We start from the raw sequence: 25,246 nt of genomic DNA, 5'->3' as shown, positions 1-25,246 counted from the left end.
GGTCCGGCCGCTGTGTCCGGCAGGGCTGCCGGACACAGCGGGAGCGCAGCGTCAACGAGCTCGTTGAGGCCGCCGCCGACAAGCAGCTGACCAAGACCATCGCCCGCTACAGACGTGTCAGTCATTTGTGCATCGATGAGGTGGGCTACCTCGAACGGCCCGATACCGCCCTGCGGCCCGAAGGTCACCGGCGGTCCTGCGGCTTCGGCGACACGGGCGGTGCGGACGGCTCCGGTAGCGCATTGGGCTGAGCCTCTTTCGGGAGGGACCAGACGTGCTTCGGTGTCACGATCTTGGTGATCCGGTTGGCGATGAGGGAACTCAGGTTGCCGAACTTCCCGTCGACGTCGGAGTTCACGACGATCACCAGTGTGGCGCGGTCCTGCGGGAGGCGGACGGCGATGGTCTCGTAGCCGGGCAGCTCGCCGTTGTGGCCGATCCAGCCGGCGAAGTCGGCGATGCCGAGCCCGTAGCCCAGCCCGGGGTACCCGGTGGGCAGCATGCCCAGCCGCTGGGCCTGGGTGGCCGGTTCCAGCAGGCGGTCGCCGTCCGGCAGCCGCCCGCTGACCATGGTCCCAACCCAGCTGTGCAAGGCGATGTCCAGCAGCTGCCGCGGGGTCCAGGCGAGGTACGGGTCGGCCTTGAAGGCGGCCAGCCAGCGCGGGTCCTCGGTGTAGTTGTAGAGGCCGCTGCGCATCTCGGCGAGCTGCCGGACGGTGATCCGGTCGCCGCCTGGCACTCCGTCGAGGTACGTCGAGATCGGCTCGTCGAGCCGTACCTTCCCGTCGTCGACGAGCTGGAGGACACCGGTGATGGTGAAGGTCTTGGTGATGCTGCCGATGCGGGTGTGCATGTCGGTCTTGATGGGGGTGCCGGTGGTCTTGTCGGAGGTGCCGAAGGCGCGTACGTAGGGGTCTTCGCCGTCGATCCACAGGCCGACGCCCACACCGGGGATGTCGGCCTCGCGCATGGCCGCGGTGATCGCGTCGTCGATGTCGCCCCGGCCCGGCGGGGCGGCGGCGGGAGCCTGGCCCGCGCACAGCGCGGTCAGCAGGAGGGAGGCAGCGGCCACGATGGCAGGCGTGCGGTACCGGCCCATCCAGGATCACCTCTGACGCACGTCCCCGAGCGGTATCCGAATCCCCGAGCCGACCTTCCCATCTTAGGAATCCGGATCCGGGGCGGCGACCGGGGCCGAGGGGCGGCCGGGCCGCGTCGGGCGCGGGCGGGGACGCTTCGGCGGGGGCCGTGGCGGTGTCGGCGCCGGGTATTCCTGGTCTTCGTGGTCAGCGCCGTCGGGGCCATCGTTCCGCTCCTGTTGCAAGACGGCCCGGGCGTTGGCCCGCGCCTGCCTCGTCAGCGGGTTGGGCCTGCCGGCGTTGGGACCGCTCGGCGCTGGCGGCGGCACGTTCCGGTTCACTCCCGCCGCCCTCCTGCTGCTCGTCGCCGCCTTCGTGAGCGTCGGCAACCGCCCGGGAGCACGGTTCTCGGCGATCGCACCACCCGTCACAGCCGTGGTGCTGACGGCGCTGCGCCTCGCGCGGATGTGGGAGCCCCCCGACCCGCGTTCGCCGTGGAGATGCGAAGCGATCCCGGTCCCGATCAGCGCCGCCCGCTGGGGACACGGCGACCCCCGCCCTCGCGCTGCTGCGCCGGGCGGGCTGGGCCCTGGCCGACATCGGACTCGCCCCCCAGCACGCCTCCGGATCAGTTCGCCGCGTCCGCGGCCGGCGGGACCGGATGCGGTGGCGCGGCGCGTCGGATCGGCATCATGGTCTCCGGTGCGTCCCGTCCGAGGTGATCGAGGATCAGCCGGTTGACGAGGTCGGGCTTCTCCAACGGTGCGAGGTGCGAGGCACCGGGGACGACCGCGAGCTGGGATCCGGAAATGCCCCGGTAGAGCTCGATCGTGTGCTCCAGGGTCACCATGTCGTCGTCGCCGGCCATCACCAGCGTCGGCGCCCTGATCCGCCCCAGATCCGCCGGGGTCATCGTCGGCTGGCCGCGCCACATGTCCACCATCTTCGCGGCCACCACCGGCCAGTGCCCGGCACCCTCCGGCGATATCGGGGCGTACATCGAGCGGAAGAACTCCAGCTCGTCGCTGCCGGAGGTCATCGCGTCGACCATCGCCGGTTCGACGAACGCCTCACCGGCGGGACGGAAGTTGGCACCGATCACGACCACCTTGCGGACCAGGTCCGGCCGGGCGCCGGCCACCATCAGCGCGACGATGCCGCCGTCGCTCCAACCCACCAGGTGGGCCGGGGCGCGTACGACCGCCTCCAGGAAGTCGACCGTGTCGTCGGCCATGGCCTGGTACGACACCGGCCCTTCCACATCCGGGGTGTGCCCGTGCGCACGGCGTTCCGGGAGGAAGACGCGGTACGCGGCAGCCAGATCCGCCCGCTGCGCACCCCACGTCCCGTTGGTGCAGAACCCGCCGTGCAGAAGAACCAGGGGATCCCCGTCCCCCTCGGTCTCGTACCAGGTCCTGACACCGGGCAGTTGCACGTAATCGCCCATGGTGCAGGCCTCTCCGGAAGATCACCCACTCGCGGCCCTTGCCGTTTCGGTCCGCGCTCCTCCGCCCAGTCTCCGTCGTGCACCACGAGCGGGCAACGCGGAACCCGCAGCCCTCGCCGCGGGCCCGTAGTCCCGGCGGCCCCGCCTGCGGCCAGAGGTCACACCGAGGGGGGCTCCTCTTCGATCGTGAACAGCTGCGCGCAGGCGGCCATCTACAGCAGGCGCCGGAGCTGGCGGGGGCAGGGGCGGCCAGGCCCCGCGCCAGCCCGCGGGGGCGTTGTCATCTTAGTCTTCGTACGCCCGGCAGCGGACTTCCACAGAATGTGTACCTTGGCGCCGCGCGACGAAGGAACTGGAGGAGTCGGGTGCCCTGGTGGTCGGCCCGACCACGGCCCGGGCCCCGTCGAGGTGGCCTGAGGGGCGGTCGTCGTCCCGCCGGCGGCCCGGGGGCCGCTGTGTGGTCAGCGGGCGCCAGGGGCTTGGCCAGACCGGGGATACGGGGAGGCATGAACGGCCTGGGCTATGCCTGCGGCGGGACGACGGTGCGGTGCCGTGCCGGCGGCCCGCAGACGGTCCCAGGGGGAAGGGGTGCCGCCTGCGGTCACCAACCGCGAAGGGATTCGCCGAGCCGGTGAGACGTGCCGCCGTCACCAGCGCATGTGTCCCCGATCCAGGTCCCCAAACCCCTTCCGCTGCAACACAGTTCAGCCCGGCTGCCGGAGGGGCGACGGGCAGGGTCAGACGCTGCCGCGCCGGGCGGCCGGTGGGTTGCCACGGTCCTCGATGAAACGCTTGGGGTCACCCTTGACCCGACGGGCGACGAAGCCGAGCCTGTCCCCGACGTTCCCGGCCATCCCGTCCCGGTCGAAGTCCGTCATCAAGTGACTTCCGTATGGGAGGGGTCTATCGATTCCCTGGCCTGCGACATCACCGACCCTCCGTGAGTTGACGGCGCTCGCCTGCCCAGGCCGGGCAGACGGCGGGGAAGACTCTGGTGCCTTCCCCGCCGCCGCACCTGCCCAGCCCCCACACACCACCCCGTACGGACGGTGGGCGTGTCGCCGTATCCGGCCCCCGCGCGCTTGCTTGCCCGCCACTGGCGGCCGCAGGCCAGCTCCGAGGGACACCGACGGGACGACGCCGTGCTGCTGCGTCGGCTCTACGACGCCGTGCCGGGGCCGCCACCAGCAGTGATGGTTCGCCGGTCCGGCAAGAGGTACCGCCGTCGCCAACGGCGGTCTCCCTCCGGCCAGCGCTGCGGCCTAGGGTGCTCGCATGGACATGCGGACGACCATCGAGAACCTGACCCGGGAAGCCGAGCAGCAGATCCGCGACCGGGTATGGACCCTGGCCTCCACCGACCGCACGATCGCAGCGAAAGCCGCCGCCGATCTCCACGCCGCCATCGGCACCCCCCACGAACATGAGCCCCTGGCCGAGGTCCACCGGCTCGAGCACCTGCGGGAAGCACTCGCCGTGCTGGCCATCTCCCTCGCCCACGTCCACGGACGCCTCGCCTGGTTCCTCGGCGCAGCCGTCACCGCCCTCACCCCCGTCCTGCACTGGCGCGCCCTGCCGCCGGAAGACGGGCCCACCTTCGGCACCATCAAGCCCGCCCCCGAGCAGTACGCCGACGCCGAACACGCCGTCCGACGACTCCAGAACACCCTCGCTCGCATGACCGCCGACTGACGACCGGCCGGGCACAGCACAGGCACCCCCAGACCGACGGGGCGCGGGGCCGTGCCGGGTCGGGTGTGCAGGCTGCTGTTGTGCCCGTCCCGGTCGCCGGCGCTCTCGTCGTTGAACCAGTAGTCCCCCGCCGCCGGGATCCGGAACGCATGGGTGCGCTCGCCCGGCAGCTCCACTGTGACCGCGCGTTTGCCGTCCTTGCAGCTTGTAGGGGGTGGACACCGGGCTGCCAGTCGTGGAAGTCCCCGACCACACTGACCGCAGCCAAGGAGAACGACCTCGCCCGTCGTCGGTGTCCCCGCCCTCCCCGCACCCCTTCGCCCGGTCCCACGCCCCCGTCACCCATACAGCACGGACCGTGAGACAAAATGGGGCGATATGTAACTTAGAGTGACATCGTGGCGGGGGGCCCAGCCGCGCGCCACAACAGGGAGTCGCCGTCGTGGGCGGAACGCAGGACAAGCGCCAGAAGCCGGGCAAAGGCCGCGAGGAGCAGGAGCGCATGAGCCGGCCCAGCCAGGACCCCGTCCATCCCGGCGGAGGCCAGGAGAGCGCACGTGGGAAGACCCCCGAAGAACTCGAGCGGCGCGGTCAGGACGACATGGGGCGCGAGCGCGACGAGGAGCTCTGACCAGCCCGCACGCCTTCTCCCACACAGGCAGGACCCGGCCGCAATGGTGGTCACCATCACCCGGCCGGGTCCTGTCCCGCGTCAGGCCCGCCTGCGCACGTCCCGGGGCTAGAAGCCAGCTGGGGTGTGTCCCCTGCGGTTGCGCTCCTGCGTGGATGGTGCGGCGGCGGACCGGCCTTCAGGGCCGCACGCCTGCATGCTGGAAGCAGGAACGGCGGGTTCTGCGTGGTGTCCCGCCCGGGCTCTCTGGAGGCTTGCGAATGTTGATCACCCATACTCTCGACCGCGGCACCCTCACAGTGAAGCTGCACCAGGGCCTGGACATCACCAACCGGGCGGCGGTGGCCTTGCAGATCGAAGCGCTCGTCGCGACCCACCACCCGGACCAGGTCCTCCTCGAACTGCCCGCCGGCGAACCGGGCCCCGCCACGCTCAGCGCCATGGCTCGCACACAGCGGATGTGCCGCAGTCTGGACGTCGCGTTCACCGTCACTGGCGCGGACGTCCACATCCGGGAGACCCTGGAGCAGGCTCCGCCGCGGCTGGCGTCAGGAGCGCGCCGCGACCGCTGACCCTGGCGCCGCATGGGCTGGGCTACGGGCTGCTGCGATGCCCGCTGCGGCCAGGTGGCGCTTGCGCGAGGTCGGCCATGGAAGACGAGCCCGCCGAGCCCCAGCGCAGCTTCGTCGCGGTCCACTCCGCGCCGTACCGGCACAACTGCCTCCGCTGGCGGCGGCAGCCACTGCGCCGGTCCTGATCCGCCTTGCTCCTGTTCGAGCGGGCCGTCCACGCCGACGCCCCGGCCGCGGTATGCCCGGAGCGTCGGCGCCCACTGCTGCGGCTCCGTACCTGGCCTCCTACGACCGAGCCCCTGGGCGCGGGACTGGACCGCGCACGCCCTCCATGCCCGCCGCGGCGTCCTGGCCCGCCACGGCTGGACCCCGCCTGGCTACGTCGACCTGTACGCGCACTCCCTGTGGGCGCTCGAGTCCACTCACCCGTGGCGGGACCAGCTCCACCCCCGTCTGACCCGCAGGGCTTCGTGGCCCAACCACGACGGGCCGTTGCCGGAGAGCACCGAGTTGGGGTCGACCGTGGCGAAGCTGCCCAGCGGCGGGGTCAACAGGCCGGGGAGGCTGCGGTGGTCGGGCACCGGAGCCACCCCCGAGGACTTCGATCGGTGGTGGCGGGCATTCCTGCGACGGTTCGATGTCGAGTACACCGTCCGCCTTCCGCCTGCTCATGCGGACCCTCGGCTGGACTGGGCCCAGGCTTCGGGACTCTGCCGCCGCCGATCGCTGGATCTGGCTCGTCCTGGCAGCCCACGCACAACTCCGCCTCGCCCGTCCCCTCACGGCAGATCTGCGCGGGCCGTGGGAACGGCCGGCCGAACCGAACAGGCTCACCCCGGCCCGGGTCCGCTGGGGGTTCAGGAGCCGGCACGGGAGGACGGGCACGCCGGCCCGTGCACCAAAACCCACCGGGCCCGCCACAGGAACCGAACGAAGCCCCGGCGAACGGCCAACGACGGACGTGATCACGGCACGGAAGAAGCCGCTGTCAGCCGATGTCCCAAGATGCCAGGCTTGTGTTGCAGTGCAAGCAGCGGAACAGGTAGGCGGTCGGCTCGCCAGTGCGGTCCAGCCTCCGCAAGAACTCCTCTGTATCTGCGGGCGACCAGCCGTAACGCCGGTGATCTTCACGGAGCATGGCGAGGGCCTCCGGGTGGGCCTCAAGCTCGCGATAGCCGGCAGGTCCGAGAAAGGCCGCGCCATCGCCGCAGTGGTACAGCCAGGACTCCTGCTGCCAACCCGAGAAGCCGGGAGTGCGTCGGGTGATTTCGTCAACGACCGACAGAGGCACGTCGTCGGGGACGTCAACGGCATCGCTGAACATCGCAGCCATGTCGGAGTCCGCATCACCTCCGCCTGAGATGCTCAGGGCCCGTGACGCTGCCCCGGAGTGGATGCAGTGAAGGCAGAGGGAATCGGGTTGCCGACCGTAGACAGGGCCTCGGTAGCGGATCTGTCGATCCATGCCACAGACACTGCAGACATGGTCGGTGCGCAACGCCGACCCGGAGGCCAGCGGATCGGGGTGGTAGCGAAAGGTCGGTTCTGGCACGGGACCATCATCCCAACCGGAAACGGGCACCGCGAAGCTGGTATCCGCTTGCCGCAGGCCGCGGTGCAGCACCCGCTCACTCGAAGATCACGGGACCACATATCGGGGGGCTCAGTGAGCCCGCCGACCCGACCGCCGCTGTCAGAGGCCCGTTGGACAATCCGTTACGTGAACCTGCACCAGAGCAGTGAGACCTGCAGAGACAGGAGCGGTGCGCTCTGAAGGATCATGAGGAGGACGTATGGAAGACCAACGGGCTGCGGATGATCCCACCCTGCGCCCTGATGAGCTGGCGGCCGGACTCACGGATCGGGAGATGAGCTCGGCGGCGGGTGCGGGCCAGAGCTGGATGAGGTGCTGTTCCAGGGGATGCTCGTCGTCGGTGTGGTGTCGTGGACGTCGAAGACGCAGGCGTCACCGTCCGGGAGTTCCGGGGCTCGCTCATCGGCCCCGTCGGGCCCGCGTACGGTCCGGGATGCCGCGTGCCCTGTTCCGAAGTCGGTGCTCATCGTGGCCTGTTCGTTGGAGGCCCCCGCGATGCCGGTTGTTTCGAGCGATACGGCGACGAGCGGGAGCGGCCCCTCTACTTCGGGCAGATGAACGTCTTCACCGCGGCGTTGATGGCGACCGCTTCGGCCTGGGTGATCTCGTGCTGGCTGGTGGTGAACCGCTGTCGCGCAGAGGCGTTGGGGTCCTTGCCGGTCAAGCTGCTGCACTGATTCACGCCGTTGTCGACGGCCTTCTTCTCTTCGGTGACGAGCGAGGGGTGGACGGCCTTCAGAGCGGCCAGGTAGCCGGCGCGGGCCGAACCCTGGGGATCCTCGGGTAGCCCGGCGGCCTTCCGCCCGGAGCTGGGGCTGGGGCTCGTGCCGGGCGCCGTGGCGGAGGGGGAAGAAACCGGGCTGGTGTCCGGCTTGGGCTTGCTGGTCTCGGTGCTGGAGCAGCCGGTGAGTGCGAGGAGCCCGGCGGTGGCCAGGACGGCGATGGCGTGGTGTGTGCGCATCGGGCCATGCTCGCGGTACTGCTGATGCTGTGTGGGCGTTGTGATGGGTCCGTGACCCGCGACAACCCCGCCAGCGTGCGGGACTTCGGTGTCCGGACACGCCGGGGATGCGCCACGAGCGTGGCACGGTGGCCGCGCTTCCAACCGATCGCGCAACGGGTGGGAGGTGCTGGTCCCCCTCCAGGGCCGCTCACGCCAAGCCCGGTGGGACGGGCTGTTGTCGCCGAACGGCCGTGCACGGCGCATTCCCCGGGGACCGGCCCGGCACGGCGACGGTGTCCCTGCGCGAAGTGGCGGGTCCCGCACGACGGAGCGGCCGTCGCACTGCCCACCCCGTGCCCGCCGGCAGCCCCAGCGGTACCGGCTCGACGACCACCCGTGCCGTCCGTCAGCAGTATGCGGGCGGAGGGGCGCGGGGAGGGAGGGGCGGTCACCGGTCGCGGGTGACGCTCCAGCCCGGCATGTGCTCGAAGAATGCCACGGCCTCCGGCCGCCAGCGCTCCCGCCATGTGGCGGCCTGGGCCTCTGCCCGGCGGGCGTGTTCGTCGGCGTCGGCCCTCAGCTGCCGGTCGACCCCGTGCGCTCGCGCGATGCGGCGTATGCGGTCGAGGGTTTCGTCGTCGCAGCCCGGATCGCCCGAGGCTTGGTCCAGCAGCTTGCGCTCGGCGTCGTCGCAGACGGCAAGAAGAGCCCGCAGGGCGTAGCTGCGGCGACCCGAACGGATGTCGGAACCGACCGGTTTGCCGAGGGCTGCCGGATCGCCGAACAGGTCGAGCCAGTCGTCGTGGATCTGGTTGGCGATCCCCAATGCGGTCGCGTAGCGCCGCAGTTCAGCGTCGTACGGGGCGTGGTCGGTGCCTGCGGCGAGCAGGCCCATGCGCAGCGGGGCGAGCACGGAGTAGCGGGTGGACTTGAATTCGGTGACCGCGTGCAGGAACTCGATGTCGGGGACGGGGTGGAAGTCGCGTTCCAGATCGATCATCTGCCCGGTCATCGTGGCGGCTCCCGTGTCGGCGTGTACGGCGGCCATGGCCAGGGCGCGGTCGGCGGGCAGGCCGCTGGTGAGCAGCACCCGCAGGGACAGGAAGGCCGCGAGGTCGCCGGCGAGGAGGGCCAGCGCGAGGGCGGTGTCGGGCTGGTCGGGGAACTCGTGGCGGTAGGCGTAGTAGGTGGAGGGGCCACCGCGGCGTACGGGCGCGTCGTCGATGATGTCGTCGTGGATCAGGCCGTGGGTCTGCAGCAGCTCGATGCTGATGGCCGCTTCGTCCAGCCCTGGTACGCCCTCGTCCGCCACCAGCGCGGCGGCCTCGTGCAGGAGGACCACGCGGAGCCGTTTGCCGCCGCGCAGCGACATGTCGCGCACCAAGTCGAGTGCGCGGGCGGGGAAGGCGCCGTGCGGCGGGGTCTCGAACATGCCGCCCGCGGGGTCGGTCAGGGAATCGAAGTAGGCGGCGAAGCGGGCTTCGAAACGGCGCTGGTGGCGGGACGCGCGCTGCAGGGCGGCGGAGAGGGCTTCATTCACCAGCCCAGGTTTGCACGCCGGTGTCGGTCAGGGTCGACCGGCCGCCGGTTCAGGCGGTGGGGATCGCGTCGCGCGCTTGGACAGTGGGGTGGCCTGCCTCGTCGACGAGGCAGGATCGGTGCGGGCGGCCGGCGCATGCTCGCCGACTTCGGCATCGCCGCTCCCGAGACGGGCACGGGGCTCACCTCGACCGGCGTCGTCCTCGGCGCCGCGCCGTACATGCCCCGGAACGGACCGCCGCCAAGCCCGGCAGGGTGAGCCGCGACGTGTTCGACCGGGCGCCGGCCCTGCTCGAACGCAGCACGGAGCAGGGGCGGCCCGCACCGGCCGGTCAGTCCGGGGCACCCAGGGTGGCGAAGAAGGCGCGCACGTCCGTGACGAACGCTTCGGGCTGCTCCAGCGCGAGGAAGTCGCCCCCGCGCTCCAGCTCGCTCCAGTGGGTGATGTTGTGGTCCTCGGCGGGGTCGCCGGAGGGGAAGGTGACCAGGCCGTTGACGTGGATCCCGATGGTCGGGTCGGGTGCCCGGCGCCCCATCTCCGTGGCGATCCAGGCCCCGCCGCCGGTGCCCCGCGGGCCGTGGGCGTCGTAGCCGAGCCGCCCCATCGGTTCGAGGAGCGGGGGTGCCGCGGACAAGCCGGTGGCGGCCCGGAAGGTCATCTCCCGCTGCGGTCCGGTGGTGGTCCTCCCCGGGTGGAGGGCGAAGGCCGGGATGCCCTCTCCGCGCCCGGGGGCGTCGAAGCGCACGGCGAAGAGGGAGCTGTCTGACGGCGAGCCGGCTCTCGCAGCCGGGCCCGACGCGGCGCTCCGGGGTGGCCATGAGCAGGTCGGGCCTGGTGAGAGACTCCCTCATCCTGGTCGTGGCGCTGCTCCCGCTGTGGAGGTCCGCGAGGTGCATGGGGACGACGTCGCGGCCGTCGACGACGGGCACGGCGGCGACGTCCTGGAGTCGGCGTCGTTGTCGGCGTGCGCCGGGACAACGAGGCCGACGGTGGCCAGGACCAGCGTGGCAGCGGTGATGGCCTTCTCCCCGCCCGGTCAACGATCCCACCCGCCGGAGCGGCGGAGCGGTCCTATGAGGGGGCGGGGGTGGTGGGCAGCTCTTCGGCGGCCGCCGGATCGTGCGGAGGTTCGCCGAGCTGGTCGCGCAGGTAGTTCCAGACGACGGCGACGAGGGCGGCGGCCGGTACGGCCAGCAGGCTGCCCACGACGCCGGCCAGGCTGCCGCCCAGCGTGACAGCCAGCAGGACGACCGCCGCGTGCAGACCCAGACCGCGGCTCTGGATCATGGGCTGGAACACGTTGCCCTCCAGCTGCTGCACCACGACGATGATCGCCAGCACGATCAGCGCGTCCGTCAGGCCGTTCGACACCAGCGCGATGAGCACCGCCACCAGACCGGCGAACAGGGCGCCCACGATCGGCACGAACGCGGAGACGAAGGTCAGGACCGCCAGCGGCAGCACCAGGGGTACGCCGACGATCCACAGGCCCAGGCCGATGAACACGGCGTCCAGCAGGCCGACGAAGGCCTGGGACCGGACGAACGATCCCAGCGTCTGCCAGCCGCGCCCGGCCACCTCCGGAACGTCGGTGGCGAGCCGGCCGGGGAGCTGGCGGGTGAGCCACGGCAGGAAGCGGGGGCCGTCCTTGAGGAAGAAGAACATCAGGAAGACCGCCAGCACGGCGGTGACCAGGCCGTTGAAGACGGTGCTCACTCCCGTGGCGACGGTGGAGACCGCGCTGCCGACGCTGTTCTGGAGCCGGGCCACCGCGGCGTCGAAGGCGCCGGTGATCTGGTCGTTGCCGATGTTCAGCGGCGGGCCGGCAGCCCACTCGCGCAGCCGTTGGATGCCCTCGGCCACCCCGTCGACCAGTTCCCCCGACTGCGAGGCCACGGGAACCGCGATGAGCGCCACGATGCCGCCGGCCACCAGGAGGAAGAGCACGGTCACCACGGAGGCGGCCAGAGCGGGCGGCCATCCCCGCCGACGCAGGAAGGCGGCCAGGGGCCAGGTCAGGGTGGTGAGGAGCAGGGCCACGATGAGCGGCCAGATGACCGACCACATCCGGCCCAGAACCCACAGCACGGCCGCCGCCATGACCAGGACCACCAGCAACTCGGCGGACACCCGTGCCGAACGCCGGAGGGCGGCAGCGGCTTTCGTGGAGCTCAATGTGACAGACATGGGCTCACCCTATTCACACGGCGTTCGGCCATGGGCACCGCCGTTGACGGCCGGTAGCCCCGGCACGGAGCCCGCGGCGCCGTGAGCCGCCCTCAGCCCGGGTCGGGGTCCCCCGCGTACCGGGCGGCCGTGGCGCGTTCCCCGGCGCACAGGGCGGCACGCAGCTCCGGCGGGTCGAGGACCTCCACGTCGGGGCCGAGGGCGAGGAAGGCCTCCAGGGCCTGCTCGTCGAACTCGATGGGCCTGCGGAGGCTCCGAGGACTGGGTCCGTTGTTACCGGGGCCGGGCGGACGGGGAATAGCGCGGGCCCCGGAGGGGCTTGCCTGATCATGAACGAGATCCTCGTGACGGGCGCGACCGGCAACGTGGGCCGGCAGGTCGTCCTCCGGCTCTTGGCCGCAAACGCCTCCGTACGCGCACTGGTCCGCCGTCCGGAGCGGTCCGGGCTGCCCGAGGGGGCCCGGGCCTCGGCCGGAGACCTGTCGAGACCTGACACGCTGAAGGCGGCACTGGCCGGCAGCGAGGCCGTGTTCCTGATCTGGCCGTTCCTGACGACCGAGGGGGCCCCTGCCGTACTGGAGGCGATCGCCCCGCACGTCCGTCGCATCGTCTACCTCTCGTCGTCGGGCGTGGACGACGGCAGCGAACTCCAGAGCGACCCGATCAACCAGCTCCACGCCGACATGGAGCGCCTGATCGAGGGGTCGGGCCGGGAGTGGATCTTCCTCCGGTCGGGCACGCTCGCCTCCAACGCCCTGGGATGGGCCGGGCAGATCCGCACCGAGGGCGTCGTCCGCGGACCGGACATCGCCGCGACGGCCGTCGTGCACGAGGGCGACGTCGCGGCCGTGGCGGTGCGCGCGCTGACGGACGCCGGCCACGCGGGCGAGAAGCACGTCCTGACCGGCCCTCAGGTCCTCGGCAGGGCCGAGCAGGTGGAGGAGATCGGGGCGGCGATCGGCCGGCGGACGCGTTTCGAAGCCGTGCCGGTGGAGGTCGCCCGTCGGCAGATGCTCGCCGACGGCAGGCCGGCCGCCCTGGTCGAAGCGCTGCTGGCCACCGCCGGAACGCGACCGCGCTCGGACGTGATCACCTCCACCGTGGAAGCGGTCACCGGCGTGCCGGCCCGCACGTTCCGCTCGTGGGCACGGGAACACGCGGCCGGATTCCGCTAGAGGTCTCCGGCCGTCAGCGGTCGAGGGGCCCGTGGGCGCTCTCCGGCAGCCGCAGGTACACCACCGAGGAGCACAGGCACAGCACGGCGACGTACCAGGGGAACACCTCCGGCCTGCCCAGTTCTTGCAGCAGCGTGCCGATGTACGGGGCCGTGCCGCCGAAGAGCGCGACCGTCAGCGAGTACGGGAAGCCGATGCCGGCCGCCCGTACACGGGCCGGGAAGACCTCCGCGTTCACGGCCGCCGAGACCGAGGTGAAGCCGGTGAGCAGCACCATTCCGGCGCACTGGACGAGCAGCAGGGAGAGGAACGAGCCGTCCAGGGAGCGCAGCAGCGGTACGACGAGCAGGGCGAATCCGAGCCCGAAGAACAGCAGGGACGGCTTGCGGCCGAAGCGGTCGGACAGCAGGCCGCCGACCGGCTGGAGGAGGGCGAAGAACGCCAGGGACAGCGTCCCGGCGAGCAACGCGTCACGCTTGCCGATGCCGGTTTCGAGCTCGGCGTACGTCGGCAGGTACGAGGTCCACGTGTAGTACGCGAGGGTGCCGCCGGCCGTGATGCCGGCGATGAGCAGCGAGGCGCGGGGGTGGTGCCGGAGCGCGTCGAAGAGCCCGGGGCGGGCGGCCGCGGCGGGCTCGGCGGCGAGGGTCTCCTCGGCGCCGCGCCGGATCCAGAACCCCGCGAGGCTGAGGACGGCGCCGAGCAGGAAGGGCACGCGCCAGCCCCAGCCGTTCATGGCGTCCTCGGGGAGCAGGGCCACGAGCAGGGCGGCCAGGCCGGAGGCGGCGAGCTGGCCGATGGAGGTGGAGACGTACTGGAACGACGAGAAGAGGCCGCGGCGGCCGGGTCCGGCGGACTCCACGAGGAAGGTGGTCGACGCGGCGAACTCGCCGCCGACAGAGAGGCCTTGGAGCAGCCGCGCGGTGACGAGGACGACCGGGGAGAGCACGCCGACGGCCGCGTACGTGGGGGTGAGGCCGACCAGCAGACTGCTGCCGCCCATGAGGAGGACGGTGACGGTCAGCGCGGTGCGCCGACCCCGCCGGTCGGCGACCGCGCCCATCAGGAGCCCGCCGACCGGGCGCATGAAGAAGCCGACGGCGAAGACGGCGAAGGCGGAGAGCAGCGGGACGAGGGAGTTGCCCGCGGTGGGCGGGAAGACCTGTCGTGCGATGTGGGTGGCGAGGAAGGTGTACGCGTACCAGTCGTACCACTCCACGGCGTTGCCGACGGAGGCGGCCAGCAGCTGGCGTAAGGGGTGGCGGGGCGGGGCGGGGGTGTGCGTGGCAATTTCTGTCATGATCACGCTCTGCCCGCCGGGAGCCGCCCTTAGGCCGTGTCCTTCGGATCAGGCCGGATCGGCCTGCCGGGTCCGCGGCGGTCCCGGGACAGCCACCCCCGCACGCGCCTCCTCACCCCCCCCCGTGGCGAGGCGGATCACCCAGGCCCCCGTCCACACCGCGGAGCCCGGGCTGTTGCGGACGGTGACGACGCAGTTCTTTCCTGTCGAGGCGTTCCACGTCAGGTAGACCTTGCACAGCGAGTTGAGTAGAGGTAGGTGTATCCGGTCGCGAAGTCCAGGGTGTCGACCTTGGTCCCGGACGGACATCACCGGCTCCTGGGTGGGATCAGGCCAGGCCCGAGGCGATGGCGCTGCGGACGGCGTCCGCACGGTCGCGGATCCCGGCCTTGGCGAACAGGTTGTTGATGTGCGTCTTGACGGTGGCCTCGCTGATGAAGAGCTGTTCGGCGATGCCGCGGTTGGGCAGGCCCTGGCCGATCAGCGCGAGGACCTCGCGTTCGCGGGGGGGGTGAGGTCCTCGGGGAGGGGCCGGCCGGGCGGGGGAACCTTGGTCCTGACGGTGGCGAGGAGCCGGTCCTGGACCTCCCGGTCGAGTACGGACTGGCCGGCGGCCGCGGCCCGGATCGCGCGGGTGATGTCCTGGCGCCCGGCGTTCTTGGTCAGGTAGCCGCGGGCTCCCGCGCCGAGCGCGCCGAGGATGGAGTCGTCGTCGGCGAAGGTGGTCAGGACGACCACCGCGACCTCAGGGTGTTCTCCGGCCAGCCGGCGGGTCGTCTCGATGCCGTCCATGGCGGGCATCCTGAGGTCCATCAGCACCACGTCCACCGGCCCGGCGGCGACGGCCGCCAGCACCTCGGTGCCGTTCGCCGCGGCCGCGACGACCTCGATGCCCTCGGCCAGGGCGAGTACCGCGGCGAGGGGTTCGCGGACGGCGGCCTGGTCGTCGGCGACGACCACCCTCAACGGCTGCTGCTCTGCCACGGGTCCGGTCATTGCGGGATCACTGCCTCCACTTGCCAGTCGCCCTGGTGCGGGCCTTCGGTGACCGGGCCCGCGGTGAGCGTTCCCCCCAGCAGGGCGACGCGTTCGCGCATGCCGATCAGTCCCATCCCGCTGCCCGCGCCCGGGTCCGCCGGCCGGGTGCCGGGGCGGTTGCGGAGCCGGAGCACGGTCGACTCCGGGGCGAAATCCAGCTCCGCCCCGACGGCTCCCCCCGGAGCGTGCCGGGCCGCGTTGGTCAGGGCCTCCTGGGCGATCCTCAGCAGGTTCTGGACCGCCTGGGCGGGCACCTCGCGCACCGTCCCGGTGACGGTGAGGGCGTCGTGGTGGCCCGAGGACGCGAGCATCGAGGCGAGGGTCTCCCGCAGCGGCAGCACGTCCTCGCGCAGGGCGTGCACGGTCCACTGCGCCTGCTTCAGGCTCTCCTTGACCAGGCCGTGGGCCTTGGCGTTGGCCTCCCGGACCTTCTCCAGGTCCCCCGTGTCGATCAGCGCGTCCGCCAGCTCCAGCTGCATGTTGATCCCGGCGAGGGAATGGGCCAGGACGTCGTGCACGTCCCGGGCGATCCGGCCCCGTTCCGCCAGCACGGCGGTGCGCGCCTCGGCCCGAGCGGCGCGTCCGGCCGACTCGGCCGCCTCGATCGCCGCCTGGACGGCCTGCCGCTGGGTGCGGTTGACGATGCCGACCAGGACCGGGGCGCCGGTGGTGAGGCCGAACACCCACGGCAGCAGCTCGTGTCCCGGCCCGAGGCGCAGGTACAGCACGGCACCGCAGAGCAGGCTGCAGAGCGCGGCCAGGACGAGGGCGGGCCTGGTCTCCAGCCGGTATCCGATGTGGCCGGCGAGGAAGAAGGCGAAGAGGTAGCCCGTGCCGCTGCTGCTGAGGCCGATCAGGGCGGCCGCGGCGACGACGCCGAGCGTGAGCCAGGCGAGGGCCAGGCGCGGCGGGACCTTGTGCTCGGGCAGCCGGCGGGCCAGCAGCGCGGCGGAGTTGACCACGAACAGGACGGCCACCGCCAGGCCCCGGCCGCTCAGCCCCATGGGCCGGACCGTCAGGATTCCCACGACGACGACCGCGAGGGACACCACCCACTGCACGCGCGGGTCGTGCCCGGGGACGGGGCGCGCCCCCGCACCCCGGTCGGTGTCGTCGCCGGGGTGCGGGGCGCTCTGTTCTGCGGGCACAGGCCGAAGATACGGCACGGTCAGACCGTGGTGCCGAGCACGGGCACGGTACGGGCCGCCGCCGTCCGCACCGTCCGGCTGCGTACGTAGATCGTGGCCACCCGGGTGACGACCTCGGTGAGCGCCATCAGCACGAAGGCCGTGACCCACGCCTGCCGGCTGGTGATGTGGTGCGCGAGGCTGAACCGGGTGACGTCGTCGGCGCCGCCGCCGTGCTCCACCCACGTCTGGAATCCCATCCGGGCCCCCATGCCCGCTATCCAGAGGACCGCGGACACGGCACCCGCCTTGATCAGGAGGTCTCCGTCGAGGGCGCGGATCCGGGTGTAGGCGCCCCCGGCGATGCCCAGCGCGGCGCCCACTGCCGTCAGGGCCCCGATCAGGACGAGGTCGTTCCCGGCGGTGGGGACGGAGTCCAGGTACGAGTACGCCACGAAGGCCACGATCGCCAGCGGGAGCAGGAAGGTCTTGTGGTCGAGACGGCCTTCCCGCAGTTGCCGGAAGACGATCAGGACGAGGGCGATGTCAGTGATCCACTCGGTTGCTGTCATGCCCTCCAGACTGCTGCGACACCGGTCTCCGCACCTGGACCCGGAGGTGGAGAAGGGGGTGGAGATCCGGCTGCGCGGAATGCGGCAGGGGTCCTTGTGCCTGTGCGGAGCGGACCCGGAGCAGGTTTCTCGGATCCGGCCGTGGGTCCGGTGCCGCCGGCAGTGGCCGTACCCACTCCGCGCTGAGTGCCCGGGGCGGCGGCCCCCGTCGTCGCTCCGCCCGCCCAGGGCCGGATGCGGTGGATCACCCGCACCTCCCCGGCACCACCACAACGGGCCCATCTCCGCCGCGCCTTCACCGTCCTCCCCAGCGACACGCCGGGCTCGGGCTCGGTTCCCCTTCCGTGCCCGTCTGGCCCGATCAGCCAGGTACCGCTGCCTGCCAGGTCCATGACGTGCGGCGGGGGCGGCCGTCGAGCTCGCCCCTGCCGGTGCACCAGAGGAGGACTCGGTCCGGGTCGCCGGGCGGCGCGTCGGGGAAGAGGCGGCCGAGCACCGCCGCGCACAGCGACTCCGCGGGCCGCCACGGCACCCCGAGCCCCGTGGTGATGTCATGGGTGTGGAGCAGGATCTCGGCAACGCCCATCGCCGCGAAGCCCTCCGGGTCGCACGGCCCCCAATGCCAGGCCCGCGCCCCGGGGTCGGCCGAGGCCAGGGCACTGCTGAGCAGTCCTCCGCAGGCCATGACCACCTGGAGTACCTCGCGCGGGGAGGCATCGGGGTGGACGGTCAGGTCGAAGGGGAGGTAGGCATCCGCGGGGCGCGCCGCCACTTGCCCGGCGTAGGCCAGCAGGTCGTGAGCGACGTGTGCGGCCGTTGTCCGGCAGCTCCATTCCAGCGAACCCGCCGGCACCGTCCAGTCATCCGCTTCGTGCGGGCTCAGCACCCGGACCATCTCGGCCACGGCCGCCTCGACATCCCGGTTGTCCGCGTAGCGCATCCCGCCATGCTAATCCTGCGGCCATCCGGGCTGCGAGCCGACCGGCAGCCGGTGCGAACCGCACGCCCGCACGACAGTCCGCGCGCCATACGCCGAGGCCGCGCTGCCGACCATCCGCCGGCGGACATCTCGGCGGTGGCAGGCGTGGCACTGACCGAGCCCGGCCACCACGGGCGCACGAGTTCGGATGCCGGGCGGGACCGGCTACGGCCGTTCCTGCCGTCGGCAACGACCGAGGCATGAGACGCCTTGGTGACAGCAGCAAGATCAAGTATGGTCAGCCTCGATTTCGCGGGCCGTGACCCGCCGTATAGGGGGATTTCTTCGTGCGCCTGAACATCATCAAGTCCGTCCGCCGTACCGTGGGCGCAGCCGTCGGCGCCCTGCTCATCTCGGTCGCCCTGCCGGCCTCCCCCGCCGCCGCCGTGGACCTGTCCAAGTGGGACCTGCTGCTCAACCTCAACAGCAGGCTGTGCCTGGAGGTGAGCGGGTGGTCCACGGCCAACGGCGCCTCAGTCAACCAGTGGGACTGCCATGGCGGGGCCAACCAGCAATGGTTCGGAGCCCCCCACGGAAACGCCAGGCTCATCTACAACGCCCAAAGCGGCAAGTGCCTTGAGGTCAAGGGCTGGTCCACCGCCAACGGTGCGGCCATCGACCAGTGGGACTGCCACGGCGGCGCCAACCAGCTGTGGCAGCTGCGCGCCACGAGCGACTACACGGTGGCCCTGGTCAACGTGAACAGCGGCAAATGCCTGGAGATCGGCGGCTGGCGCGTCGACAACGGCGCCCCGGCCACCCAGTGGGACTGCCACTGGGGCGAAAACCAGCGTTGGTACTAGTCCGGCCGGCGCGCCTCGGGGAACTGCTCCGTTCCCCGGGGCTCACGCGCCGTCTTGCTCACCAGTGTCCATGCGCTGGGCACGAGGGACGGCCACCGCTCGAAGACCCTGCCCACCGCCCACGCAGGCGGGAGCGGCAAGAGGCCGAAGCGGTGGCGTGGCCGTGATGATCACGCTCTAGACGAAGGGGTCTGGCGCAGGACCAGGCAGAGGAAGCCGAAGCTGTCCCGGTACCCGTGCAGCCACCGCGAACGCTGGGTGTCGGCCGTCTCCAGAGCGTGGGTGGCGGCCGGATCGGCCGGGTTGTCCAGGGCCCATGCCGCCAGCGAGCCCCAGCAGGCCCACTCGTAGGCGTCCAGCTCGCCGCGGGTGCTGACGTGGCCGTGGACCGGGGTCCATCCGTCGGCGACGACGCGGTCCACCGTGGTCGCCAGGTCGTCGAGGTCGCCGAACATCTCGACGGCCGCCGGTGAAGGGGTGCGGTCCCAGAACGGCTCGCCGATCAGGACGCGGCCGCCGGGGGCCAGGTGCTCGCGGGCCGCCGCGAGGGTGGGCAGCAGTCCGCCGAAGGCGTGCGTGGCGCCGATGCTGATCACCAGGTCGAACGGCTGTGTGGAGACGAAGTCGGCGGCTTCGTGGTGGTGGAGGACCAGGCGCTCGCCGACCCCGCGTTCGCTCGCGGCCCGGCGGGCCCGCTTCAGGGCGACTTCGGAGACGTCGACGCCCTCGGCGTACAGGTGCGGGTGCGCCGCGAGGGCGCGCAGCAGCCATTCCGCCGTGCCGCAGCCGAGGTCGAGCACGCGCTCGTTGCCCCGCGGGAGGGCGCGTTCGAGCAGGGCGTTGACCGAGTCGTCGTCGAGCGGGGACTTGACCGGGTGGTCGGCGTGCGCGATGCCGGAGATCTGTTCGCGGTTCACCGACGCGGCTCGCTCGTGCCGAGGAGCAGCTTCGCGGCCACTGACGTCCCGTCGGTGCGGATCTCGCTGGCGACGGCCTTCGCACGGGCCGCGGTCTCGGGGTCGAGTGCCGTCCTGAGTGCGGCCGACAGGGACTCGGACGTCGGGACCGGGCCGTCGTGAGCCGCTCCGATGCCCAGTTCGGCCACCCGGCCGGCCCAGTACGGCTGGTCCGCGAACTGGGGTACCACCACCTGGGGCGTGCCCGCCCGGGCTGCTGTCGTCGTGGTGCCGGCGCCGCCGTGGTGCACGACCGCGGCCACCCGGGGGAACAGGGCGTGATGGTTGGCCTCGCCGATGGCGAAGCAGTCGTCCTGGTCGCCGGTCAGGGCCAGGTCGGCCCAGCCGCTCCCGAGGAGTACCCGGCGGCCTTGCGCGCGGACTGCGTCGACGGCCGCCCTGGCGATGCCTTCGGGGTCGCGCATGGGGATGCTGCCGAATCCGACGTATACCGGGGGTGTGCCGGCCTCCAGGAACGCGTTCAGATCGGAGGGGAGCGGACGCTCGCCCTGCGGCCGGAACCACGTGCCGGTCTGTACCACGTCGAGGTCCGCGGGCTCCGGCCATGGGCTCAGGACCGGGTCCGAGGCAAGCCACGGCCGGTCGGTGAGGACGTAGTCGCGGGCGTTGTCGACCGGGGGCAGGCCGATCGACGCCCGGTGGCCGTTGATCCCCTGGCCGAACACTTCGTTCATGTGCTCGGTGTTCAGGTCCCACAGCGCCCGGTTGCCGGTCACCTCCGGCGGGACGGAGCGGCCCGGCCACACCAGTGGCGGGTGGTGCGGCGACGGCAGGTACGTCGGGAAACAGGCCACGAACACGTAGGGGATGCCCAGCTTCTCGGCCACGGTCCGCGCGGCCGCCGCGGCCGGTATCAAGCCGGTCGCCACGATCAGGTCATGGCCCTCGGCCGCCGGGGCGAGCGCGTCGTAGGTCGTGGCGACCATCTCGGCCGCACGCTGGGGCAGGCTCGACGGGGGCTGCGGGGAAGCGCCGGGCACCGCCCCCTTCACCATCGGGCGCAGGGGCGGGCCGATGGGCGTCAGGGGGACGCCGGCTTCGTCCAGCAGCTCCGTGAAGTCGGGAGGTGCGCACATCCGCACTTCCGCGCCCTGTGCCCGCAACTGCACCGCGAGGCCGATCATCGGTTCGACGTCCCCGCGCGACCCGTACGTCATCAACAACACGCGCATGGTCGTATCTCTCGTTTCTTGGATTCCGCCATGGGCGGCGGCTTCGGTGGGGAGGTGAGCACGGGTACGGAGGTCAGCTCGCGTGCAGGTCGAGCTGGAACTCGCGCGTGCGCCGGTAGGAGCGGAATCCCAGGGCGTGGTTGACCGCGAGCATGTGGACGTTCTCCTCGGCGCAGTCCGTCTCGATCTCGACGACGCCGGGGTGTTCGGCGAGGAGTCGGCGCACCATGGCTGACTTGACCCACAGGCCGAGGCCGTGGCCGCGGTGGGCGGGCACGACGGCGGTGTCGTACTGCTGCGCCCGGGGCGGCAGGCCCTGCGGGAGGAGGATCTCGGTGTATCCGGCCATGGTGCCGTCGTCGTGGACGGCGGCGAGGGTCAGCAGGGTGTCGCCGCGGTCGGCGACCACCTCGGCCATGGTCCGTACGCGGTCGGCGTCCCACTCCTCGGTGCCGTAGTCCATGTCTCCGACGGGCATGTCGTTCATCGCGTTCTTGGCTGCGGCGAAGGCGGCCGCGAGGTCGTCGGGAACCGTGCCGGTCCAGCCCGTCAGCCGGTAGCCGGGGTGCACGGCATCGGCGGTGCGGCGTACGGCGTCCTCCTCCAGCTCTTCCAGGCGCAGCAGGAGGTGGTCGAGAGCCAGCACCTGGCGGAACTTCCGCTGCTCGCAGAAGGCCTGCCCCGGGCTGTCGGCCGCCGTTTCGACGATCAGGCTGCGCCGGTTCTCGGCGCGGCAGGCCGCCACGACCGCCGACAGCAGGAGGGACCCGGCACCCAGGCGCCGGTGCGCGGGATCGACGTGGAGTTCCAGCTCGGCCAGGTGATCGCGCCCCGGGGAGGTGAACAGCCGCAGGCCCGCGACTCCGACCGGATCGCCGTCCGGCCCGGTGGCCAGCCAGGTCAGCCGGTGGCTGTTCCGGGTGGGATTGGTGAGCTGGGCGTGGATCTGCTCGGGGCCGGGCGTCGGTACGTCCGGCAGGTCGTGGGCCATGGAGGCGGCGACGACCTGGTACCAGGCGAAGGCGTCGCCGGCCGAGATGTCGTGGAGCGGGGTGAGGCGGATGTGCTCGGGCAAGGCGATGTCTCCAAGGGTCTTCTGCGGGAACGTAAGTCCGGGATTCCGGACGGTGCGTACATGCCGTACGCACGACTGCGGGGGCTGTGGCCACCCTGACGGGGTGGCGTCGGGCCCTGCGACACCGGCCGACGCGACGCTCTGCGGGGCGCGGTCACCGGTGTCAGTGCGTGGGGGCGCTGCCGGGACTCCAGCGGTCCAGGGTCGTGTAGGCCGGGGCCCACTCGGCGGTGTAGGCGGCGCGAACGGATGGCGGCAGGGCAGCGAGCAGTTTCTCCACCGTCGGCTCGTCGGCGCCGTCCAGGAGCCACGGCAGCAAGAGCGGCGTGTCCGGGCCGAGCAACTGGGCTTGGACCCGGACGAAGTGGCTCCCCCGCTCGGCTGTCAGCACCCGCCCGATCAGCGGCAGGGCCGCGTCCTCCTCGTGCTTGAGGTGCCCGGCCAGGCCGGTGACCAGCGCGTCGGCCAGAACGCCCAACCGCAGCTGGTCGGCCTCGGGGTCGGCGAGCGCCGCGTCGATGGCCTTGATCAGCGAGTCGATGGCGGCGTGCTCGGCCTCCATCGCCTCCAGAAGGACCAGGTCCTTCGGGCGGCCGCGGAGACGGCTGCGCAGCGCGGGCCACAGCACTTCGTCCTCGGCCCTGTGGTGGGCGCGGAGAGCCTTCTTGAACAGTGCCCATCCGGCAGTCGCCGGTAACTGCCGGGCGTCACGGTCCGTGCCGGTGGTCATCCGGTCCAGATGGGCCAGCTCCCGGCGCAGGGCGTCGTGCATCGCGTACGTCGCCGTGAGGTCGATGTCATCACTCATGGCCGGCGGCGCCTCCAGCTCGTTGCGGCGGTTCAAGGACCCCTGTGGCGCGGCAGGTGAACATGTCGGTCACGCCGATCGACAGGATCAGCGCGGACGGCCGCTCCCACAGTCCGTCAGGGACGCCGCGCGCCACCGCGTCAGGTGGGGCAACAGGTGATCGCATGCCCTCAACCTTCGTGCCGGCCGCAATCGTGATCAAGGTACCTTCCGCGCGGTTCGTTAACCACCGGGTTATCGACTGAGAGGGGATGGGGAGCCGGTGGAGCTGCGGGACATCGAGATCTTCCTGGTACTGGCGGAGGAGCTGCACTTCGGACGGACGGCTCATCGGCTGCACGTCTCCCAGGCGCGTGTCAGCCAGGCCATCAAGAAGCAGGAACGGCGCATCGGCGCCGAGCTGTTCACCCGCACCAGCCGCACCGTGTCCCTGACGGAGGTCGGCCGGCAGCTCCGAGACGATCTGCAGCCGGTCTATACGGGCCTGCACGAATCGTTGGAGCGCGCCCGGCTGGCCGCCCGCGGCATCACGGCACAGCTCCGGGTCAGCATGATGCCCTTCAACGTCGTTGATCTGCACCCCTACTGGAAGGCGTTCCGCGCACGCTACCCGCAATGGGGACTTCAGATCCGTCCGGCGCCCTTCAGCGATCTGTTCGGTCGGCTCCGCGCCGGTGACATGGACGTCGTCGTCGCCTGGCTGCCGGTGGAAGAGCCGGACTTTACCGTCGGGCCGACCCTGTGCACCGACTCACGGGTTCTTGCCGTGTCCGCCGACCACGGGCTCGCAGGACGGGCCTCCGTGCCGCTGGAGATGTTCGCCGACTTCCCTCACGCCACCGCTCCCCACATGCCGGACTACTGGGAGGACAGCTACCTGCCCTTCCACACCCCGAGAGGCCGGACGATCGAGCGCACCCAGCTCGTGACCAACGCCGATGAACTGATCAACCTGGTCGGAACGGGCGAGATCATCCACGGCTTCCCCAGCCACGTCACCGAGTACTGGGGCATGCCGAACGTCCGATGGCTTCCCATCCCCGACCTGTCGGCCATGTCCTTCGCCCTGGTCTGGCGGACCGGAGCCGAGAACGACCTCATCCGCGCCCTGGCCGACACGGTCCAAGACCTCGGCGTGTTCCACTTCTGACGCGGCCTGCGGCGCGAGGAACGGCCGGCGACGAGCCCTGACCGAGGGCTCGGCCCCGCTGCGCGGGGCCGCCCCCCGTCCAGGCGTCCGGGCAGCGGCAGACCCTCACTCGCAGGCGACACCATCGCCATCGCGGTCCAGGTGGCGGCCGTAGCCAGGATCTCCGCGCCGGATCGGAGCAGCCCCGGCCTCCCGCACAGCGGTGCAGTTCCGGTAAGAGACAGCGACACCGTTTTCCTGGCCGGAACCGCCGCCGGAGGAAGAAGAGCCTGCGGGGGCATCGTCGAACTCCTGGACGCTGTTGTTCACGCCCGCCGGCGGGCGCGGTGGTGGCTGGGGCAGACGCGGCCGGGCGGCAGGAGGCACCGTCCCGGAGGGGGTGGAAGGGGAAGCGGCTGCCGGTGGGGGTGGCGTCGGCGAAGCCGTCACGGTCGCCGACGGGGACGCCGCCGCCGGGGCCGTGGGGGGTGGGGCCGTGGCTGTGGCCGTGACCGTGGCAGTCGTCGTGACGACCGGCGTCGGGCGTGGCTTGGCGTCCTCAGGCGCTCGCGCGTCGGGGTCAGCCGCGACCAGGACCACGAACCAGATGGAAGCCAGGACCACGGTGAGGGTTTTGCCCGTCTTTCCCCAGCGGGCCATGAACGCCAGTGCGGCCCCGAGCGGAGGGACGACCAGCGTGGCGACGATGACGGCCGGGACGGCCAGCACGGGATGCCAGCGGCCCGCCGCGGGCGGCGAAGGGGGAACGGGACCAGGATGTGAATACACGGATTCTCCAGACGGAACGAGACGGCAGGCCCGACCCCGCGCATACGGCATGCCCCGGGGGCCGGCCGGGCAGATTCGGCCCCCGGAGACGGCCGCACAGCCCGGGCACTGCCGCCGGCACCCCACACCACGGCCGGCAGCGGCGTCAGACACGAACACAGGAGACCAACGCCCCGACCAGGCATGTGGTCACCGCTGCCGGCAGACCAGTTGCCGGCCCCAGGTCGAGCGAGGGGCGGAAGGCGGCGTGGGGGGCGGCCCACCGCGTCCCCGTGCGCCGGGGCGAGGACGGGAACCCGGTGACCGCGTACGTCGAGGTCGGCGAGAAGCCCCATCCGCGCAAGCTCGTCGTGGACGTAGCCGCGTTCGCCCCGACGCCGGTCGAGTTCCGGCTCGGCGCCTACGGCGAACCGGTCACCGCGGAACCCTCGCAGACCGTCCGTCCTGCAGCCATCGAGGCCCTGGCGGAGAAGAACCTCGCGGCCGGCCTGCCCGGCAGCCAGCTTCCGGCGTTTCGGTCAGCGTCGGGTCCTGGGCTTGTTCCTGTTGGCGGACAGGTTTGAGTCCGGGGGCACCGCGATTCCGGCCATTCCCGGGAGGGCTTCTTTGGGATCTTG

At 71.9% G+C, this 25,246-nt stretch carries 27 protein-coding genes and 2 pseudogenes; 8 read left to right on the top strand and 21 right to left on the bottom strand.

The window, feature by feature from the left end; all coding sequences use genetic code 11:
* Window positions 1–47: 47 nt before the first annotated feature.
* Window positions 48–155 (top strand): annotated as a pseudogene (locus ACZ597_RS31030) (IS21-like element helper ATPase IstB); the annotation flags it as partial.
* A gap of 29 nt (window positions 156–184) precedes the next feature.
* Here ACZ597_RS31030 and ACZ597_RS31025 read toward each other — a convergent pair.
* From ACZ597_RS31025 to ACZ597_RS31015, 3 genes are all read right to left on the bottom strand, one after another.
* Window positions 185–1,072 (bottom strand): serine hydrolase domain-containing protein, encoded by an 888-nt coding sequence (locus ACZ597_RS31025; RefSeq protein ID WP_471337174.1) that lies wholly within the window; start codon window positions 1,070–1,072, stop codon window positions 185–187.
* Window positions 1,073–1,707: 635 nt separating this feature from the next.
* Window positions 1,708–2,526, bottom strand: a complete 819-nt coding sequence (locus tag ACZ597_RS31020) for an alpha/beta fold hydrolase (protein WP_471337171.1) — start codon at window positions 2,524–2,526, stop codon at window positions 1,708–1,710.
* A 737-nt stretch (window positions 2,527–3,263) separates the two neighbouring features.
* On the bottom strand, window positions 3,264–3,404 hold the full coding sequence (locus ACZ597_RS31015; RefSeq protein WP_471337168.1) for a hypothetical protein: 141 nt from the start codon (window positions 3,402–3,404) through the stop codon (window positions 3,264–3,266).
* Window positions 3,405–3,801: 397 nt separating this feature from the next.
* On the opposite strand from ACZ597_RS31015, the gene ACZ597_RS31010 reads away from it, so the two are divergent.
* The 3 genes from ACZ597_RS31010 to ACZ597_RS31000 all read left to right on the top strand — a co-directional run bounded on the left by ACZ597_RS31010 (window position 3,802) and on the right by ACZ597_RS31000 (window position 5,421).
* Window positions 3,802–4,218 (top strand): hypothetical protein, encoded by a 417-nt coding sequence (locus ACZ597_RS31010; protein WP_471337165.1) that lies wholly within the window; start codon window positions 3,802–3,804, stop codon window positions 4,216–4,218.
* A 442-nt stretch (window positions 4,219–4,660) separates the two neighbouring features.
* Window positions 4,661–4,849 (top strand): hypothetical protein, encoded by a 189-nt coding sequence (locus ACZ597_RS31005; protein ID WP_471337161.1) that lies wholly within the window; start codon window positions 4,661–4,663, stop codon window positions 4,847–4,849.
* A 260-nt stretch (window positions 4,850–5,109) separates the two neighbouring features.
* A complete protein-coding gene (locus tag ACZ597_RS31000; RefSeq protein WP_471337158.1) occupies window positions 5,110–5,421 on the top strand; it encodes a hypothetical protein in 312 nt (103 codons plus the stop codon).
* A gap of 422 nt (window positions 5,422–5,843) precedes the next feature.
* Here the strand turns inward: ACZ597_RS31000 and ACZ597_RS30995 are convergent, their stop codons facing one another.
* The 7 genes from ACZ597_RS30995 to ACZ597_RS30965 all read right to left on the bottom strand — a co-directional run bounded on the left by ACZ597_RS30995 (window position 5,844) and on the right by ACZ597_RS30965 (window position 11,924).
* On the bottom strand, window positions 5,844–6,002 hold the full coding sequence (locus ACZ597_RS30995; protein ID WP_471337155.1) for a hypothetical protein: 159 nt from the start codon (window positions 6,000–6,002) through the stop codon (window positions 5,844–5,846).
* A 407-nt stretch (window positions 6,003–6,409) separates the two neighbouring features.
* Window positions 6,410–6,973, bottom strand: a complete 564-nt coding sequence (locus tag ACZ597_RS30990) for a CbrC family protein (protein ID WP_471337152.1) — start codon at window positions 6,971–6,973, stop codon at window positions 6,410–6,412.
* Window positions 6,974–7,556: 583 nt separating this feature from the next.
* Window positions 7,557–7,976: a hypothetical protein gene (locus ACZ597_RS30985; protein ID WP_471337149.1), complete on the bottom strand. Its 420-nt coding sequence runs from the start codon at window positions 7,974–7,976 to the stop codon at window positions 7,557–7,559.
* A gap of 430 nt (window positions 7,977–8,406) precedes the next feature.
* Entirely contained in the window at window positions 8,407–9,498 is a 1,092-nt protein-coding gene (locus ACZ597_RS30980; protein ID WP_471337146.1) for a polyprenyl synthetase family protein, read from the bottom strand.
* 331 nt (window positions 9,499–9,829) lie between these two features.
* Window positions 9,830–10,243 (bottom strand): hypothetical protein, encoded by a 414-nt coding sequence (locus ACZ597_RS30975; protein ID WP_471337143.1) that lies wholly within the window; start codon window positions 10,241–10,243, stop codon window positions 9,830–9,832.
* 326 nt (window positions 10,244–10,569) lie between these two features.
* The gene (locus tag ACZ597_RS30970; protein WP_471337140.1) at window positions 10,570–11,685 is read right to left on the bottom strand and encodes an AI-2E family transporter; all 1,116 of its coding nucleotides are present in this window, start codon (window positions 11,683–11,685) and stop codon (window positions 10,570–10,572) included.
* 92 nt (window positions 11,686–11,777) lie between these two features.
* Entirely contained in the window at window positions 11,778–11,924 is a 147-nt protein-coding gene (locus ACZ597_RS30965) for a WCX domain-containing protein (RefSeq protein WP_471337273.1), read from the bottom strand.
* A 90-nt stretch (window positions 11,925–12,014) separates the two neighbouring features.
* Here ACZ597_RS30965 and ACZ597_RS30960 point away from each other — a divergent pair, with 90 nt between their 5' ends.
* On the top strand, window positions 12,015–12,860 hold the full coding sequence (locus ACZ597_RS30960; protein WP_471337137.1) for an NAD(P)H-binding protein: 846 nt from the start codon (window positions 12,015–12,017) through the stop codon (window positions 12,858–12,860).
* A gap of 13 nt (window positions 12,861–12,873) precedes the next feature.
* On the opposite strand, the gene ACZ597_RS30955 is transcribed toward ACZ597_RS30960, so the two are convergent.
* The 5 genes and pseudogenes from ACZ597_RS30955 to ACZ597_RS30935 all read right to left on the bottom strand — a co-directional run bounded on the left by ACZ597_RS30955 (window position 12,874) and on the right by ACZ597_RS30935 (window position 17,837).
* The gene (locus ACZ597_RS30955; protein ID WP_471337135.1) at window positions 12,874–14,160 is read right to left on the bottom strand and encodes an MFS transporter; all 1,287 of its coding nucleotides are present in this window, start codon (window positions 14,158–14,160) and stop codon (window positions 12,874–12,876) included.
* Between the two features lie 328 nt (window positions 14,161–14,488).
* Window positions 14,489–15,156 (bottom strand): annotated as a pseudogene (locus ACZ597_RS30950) (response regulator transcription factor).
* Complete coding sequence (locus tag ACZ597_RS30945; RefSeq protein ID WP_471337132.1) at window positions 15,153–16,364, bottom strand: sensor histidine kinase; 1,212 nt, start codon at window positions 16,362–16,364, stop codon at window positions 15,153–15,155. Before ACZ597_RS30945 ends, ACZ597_RS30950 begins: the two are co-directional and overlap by 4 nt.
* A 2-nt stretch (window positions 16,365–16,366) precedes the next feature.
* A complete protein-coding gene (locus ACZ597_RS30940) occupies window positions 16,367–16,897 on the bottom strand; it encodes a hypothetical protein (RefSeq protein WP_471337130.1) in 531 nt (176 codons plus the stop codon).
* A 361-nt stretch (window positions 16,898–17,258) separates the two neighbouring features.
* Window positions 17,259–17,837, bottom strand: a complete 579-nt coding sequence (locus ACZ597_RS30935; protein ID WP_471337127.1) for a maleylpyruvate isomerase N-terminal domain-containing protein — start codon at window positions 17,835–17,837, stop codon at window positions 17,259–17,261.
* 326 nt (window positions 17,838–18,163) lie between these two features.
* Here ACZ597_RS30935 and ACZ597_RS30930 point away from each other — a divergent pair, with 326 nt between their 5' ends.
* Window positions 18,164–18,679, top strand: coding sequence for an RICIN domain-containing protein (locus tag ACZ597_RS30930; protein WP_471337124.1), 516 nt, complete (start codon window positions 18,164–18,166; stop codon window positions 18,677–18,679).
* A gap of 170 nt (window positions 18,680–18,849) precedes the next feature.
* On the opposite strand, the gene ACZ597_RS30925 is transcribed toward ACZ597_RS30930, so the two are convergent.
* The 5 genes from ACZ597_RS30925 to ACZ597_RS30905 all read right to left on the bottom strand — a co-directional run bounded on the left by ACZ597_RS30925 (window position 18,850) and on the right by ACZ597_RS30905 (window position 22,913).
* Window positions 18,850–19,596 carry an SAM-dependent methyltransferase gene (locus ACZ597_RS30925; protein ID WP_471337121.1) on the bottom strand — a complete coding sequence of 249 codons (747 nt, stop codon included), beginning with the start codon at window positions 19,594–19,596 and terminating at the stop codon, window positions 18,850–18,852.
* Window positions 19,593–20,828: a glycosyltransferase gene (locus tag ACZ597_RS30920; RefSeq protein WP_471337116.1), complete on the bottom strand. Its 1,236-nt coding sequence runs from the start codon at window positions 20,826–20,828 to the stop codon at window positions 19,593–19,595. The genes ACZ597_RS30925 and ACZ597_RS30920 overlap by 4 nt, the downstream gene beginning before the upstream one ends.
* A 73-nt stretch (window positions 20,829–20,901) precedes the next feature.
* On the bottom strand, window positions 20,902–21,903 hold the full coding sequence (locus ACZ597_RS30915; RefSeq protein WP_471337113.1) for a GNAT family N-acetyltransferase: 1,002 nt from the start codon (window positions 21,901–21,903) through the stop codon (window positions 20,902–20,904).
* 163 nt (window positions 21,904–22,066) lie between these two features.
* On the bottom strand, window positions 22,067–22,711 hold the full coding sequence (locus ACZ597_RS30910; protein ID WP_471337111.1) for a hemerythrin domain-containing protein: 645 nt from the start codon (window positions 22,709–22,711) through the stop codon (window positions 22,067–22,069).
* Window positions 22,704–22,913 (bottom strand): hypothetical protein, encoded by a 210-nt coding sequence (locus tag ACZ597_RS30905; RefSeq protein WP_471337108.1) that lies wholly within the window; start codon window positions 22,911–22,913, stop codon window positions 22,704–22,706. The genes ACZ597_RS30910 and ACZ597_RS30905 overlap by 8 nt, the downstream gene beginning before the upstream one ends.
* A 60-nt stretch (window positions 22,914–22,973) precedes the next feature.
* Here ACZ597_RS30905 and ACZ597_RS30900 point away from each other — a divergent pair, with 60 nt between their 5' ends.
* Window positions 22,974–23,861, top strand: a complete 888-nt coding sequence (locus tag ACZ597_RS30900) for a LysR family transcriptional regulator (RefSeq protein ID WP_471337105.1) — start codon at window positions 22,974–22,976, stop codon at window positions 23,859–23,861.
* 105 nt (window positions 23,862–23,966) lie between these two features.
* On the opposite strand, the gene ACZ597_RS30895 is transcribed toward ACZ597_RS30900, so the two are convergent.
* A complete protein-coding gene (locus ACZ597_RS30895) occupies window positions 23,967–24,500 on the bottom strand; it encodes an excalibur calcium-binding domain-containing protein (RefSeq protein ID WP_471337269.1) in 534 nt (177 codons plus the stop codon).
* 428 nt (window positions 24,501–24,928) lie between these two features.
* Between ACZ597_RS30895 and ACZ597_RS30890 the strand changes: the two genes are divergently transcribed.
* On the top strand, window positions 24,929–25,192 hold the full coding sequence (locus ACZ597_RS30890; protein ID WP_471337103.1) for a hypothetical protein: 264 nt from the start codon (window positions 24,929–24,931) through the stop codon (window positions 25,190–25,192).
* Window positions 25,193–25,246: the final 54 nt, after the last annotated feature.

This window comes from Streptomyces sp. NPDC040718 (genome assembly GCF_055593565.1).
The sequence above is the reverse complement of the archived record's forward strand: the minus strand, read 5'-3'. Positions and strand labels throughout refer to the sequence as shown.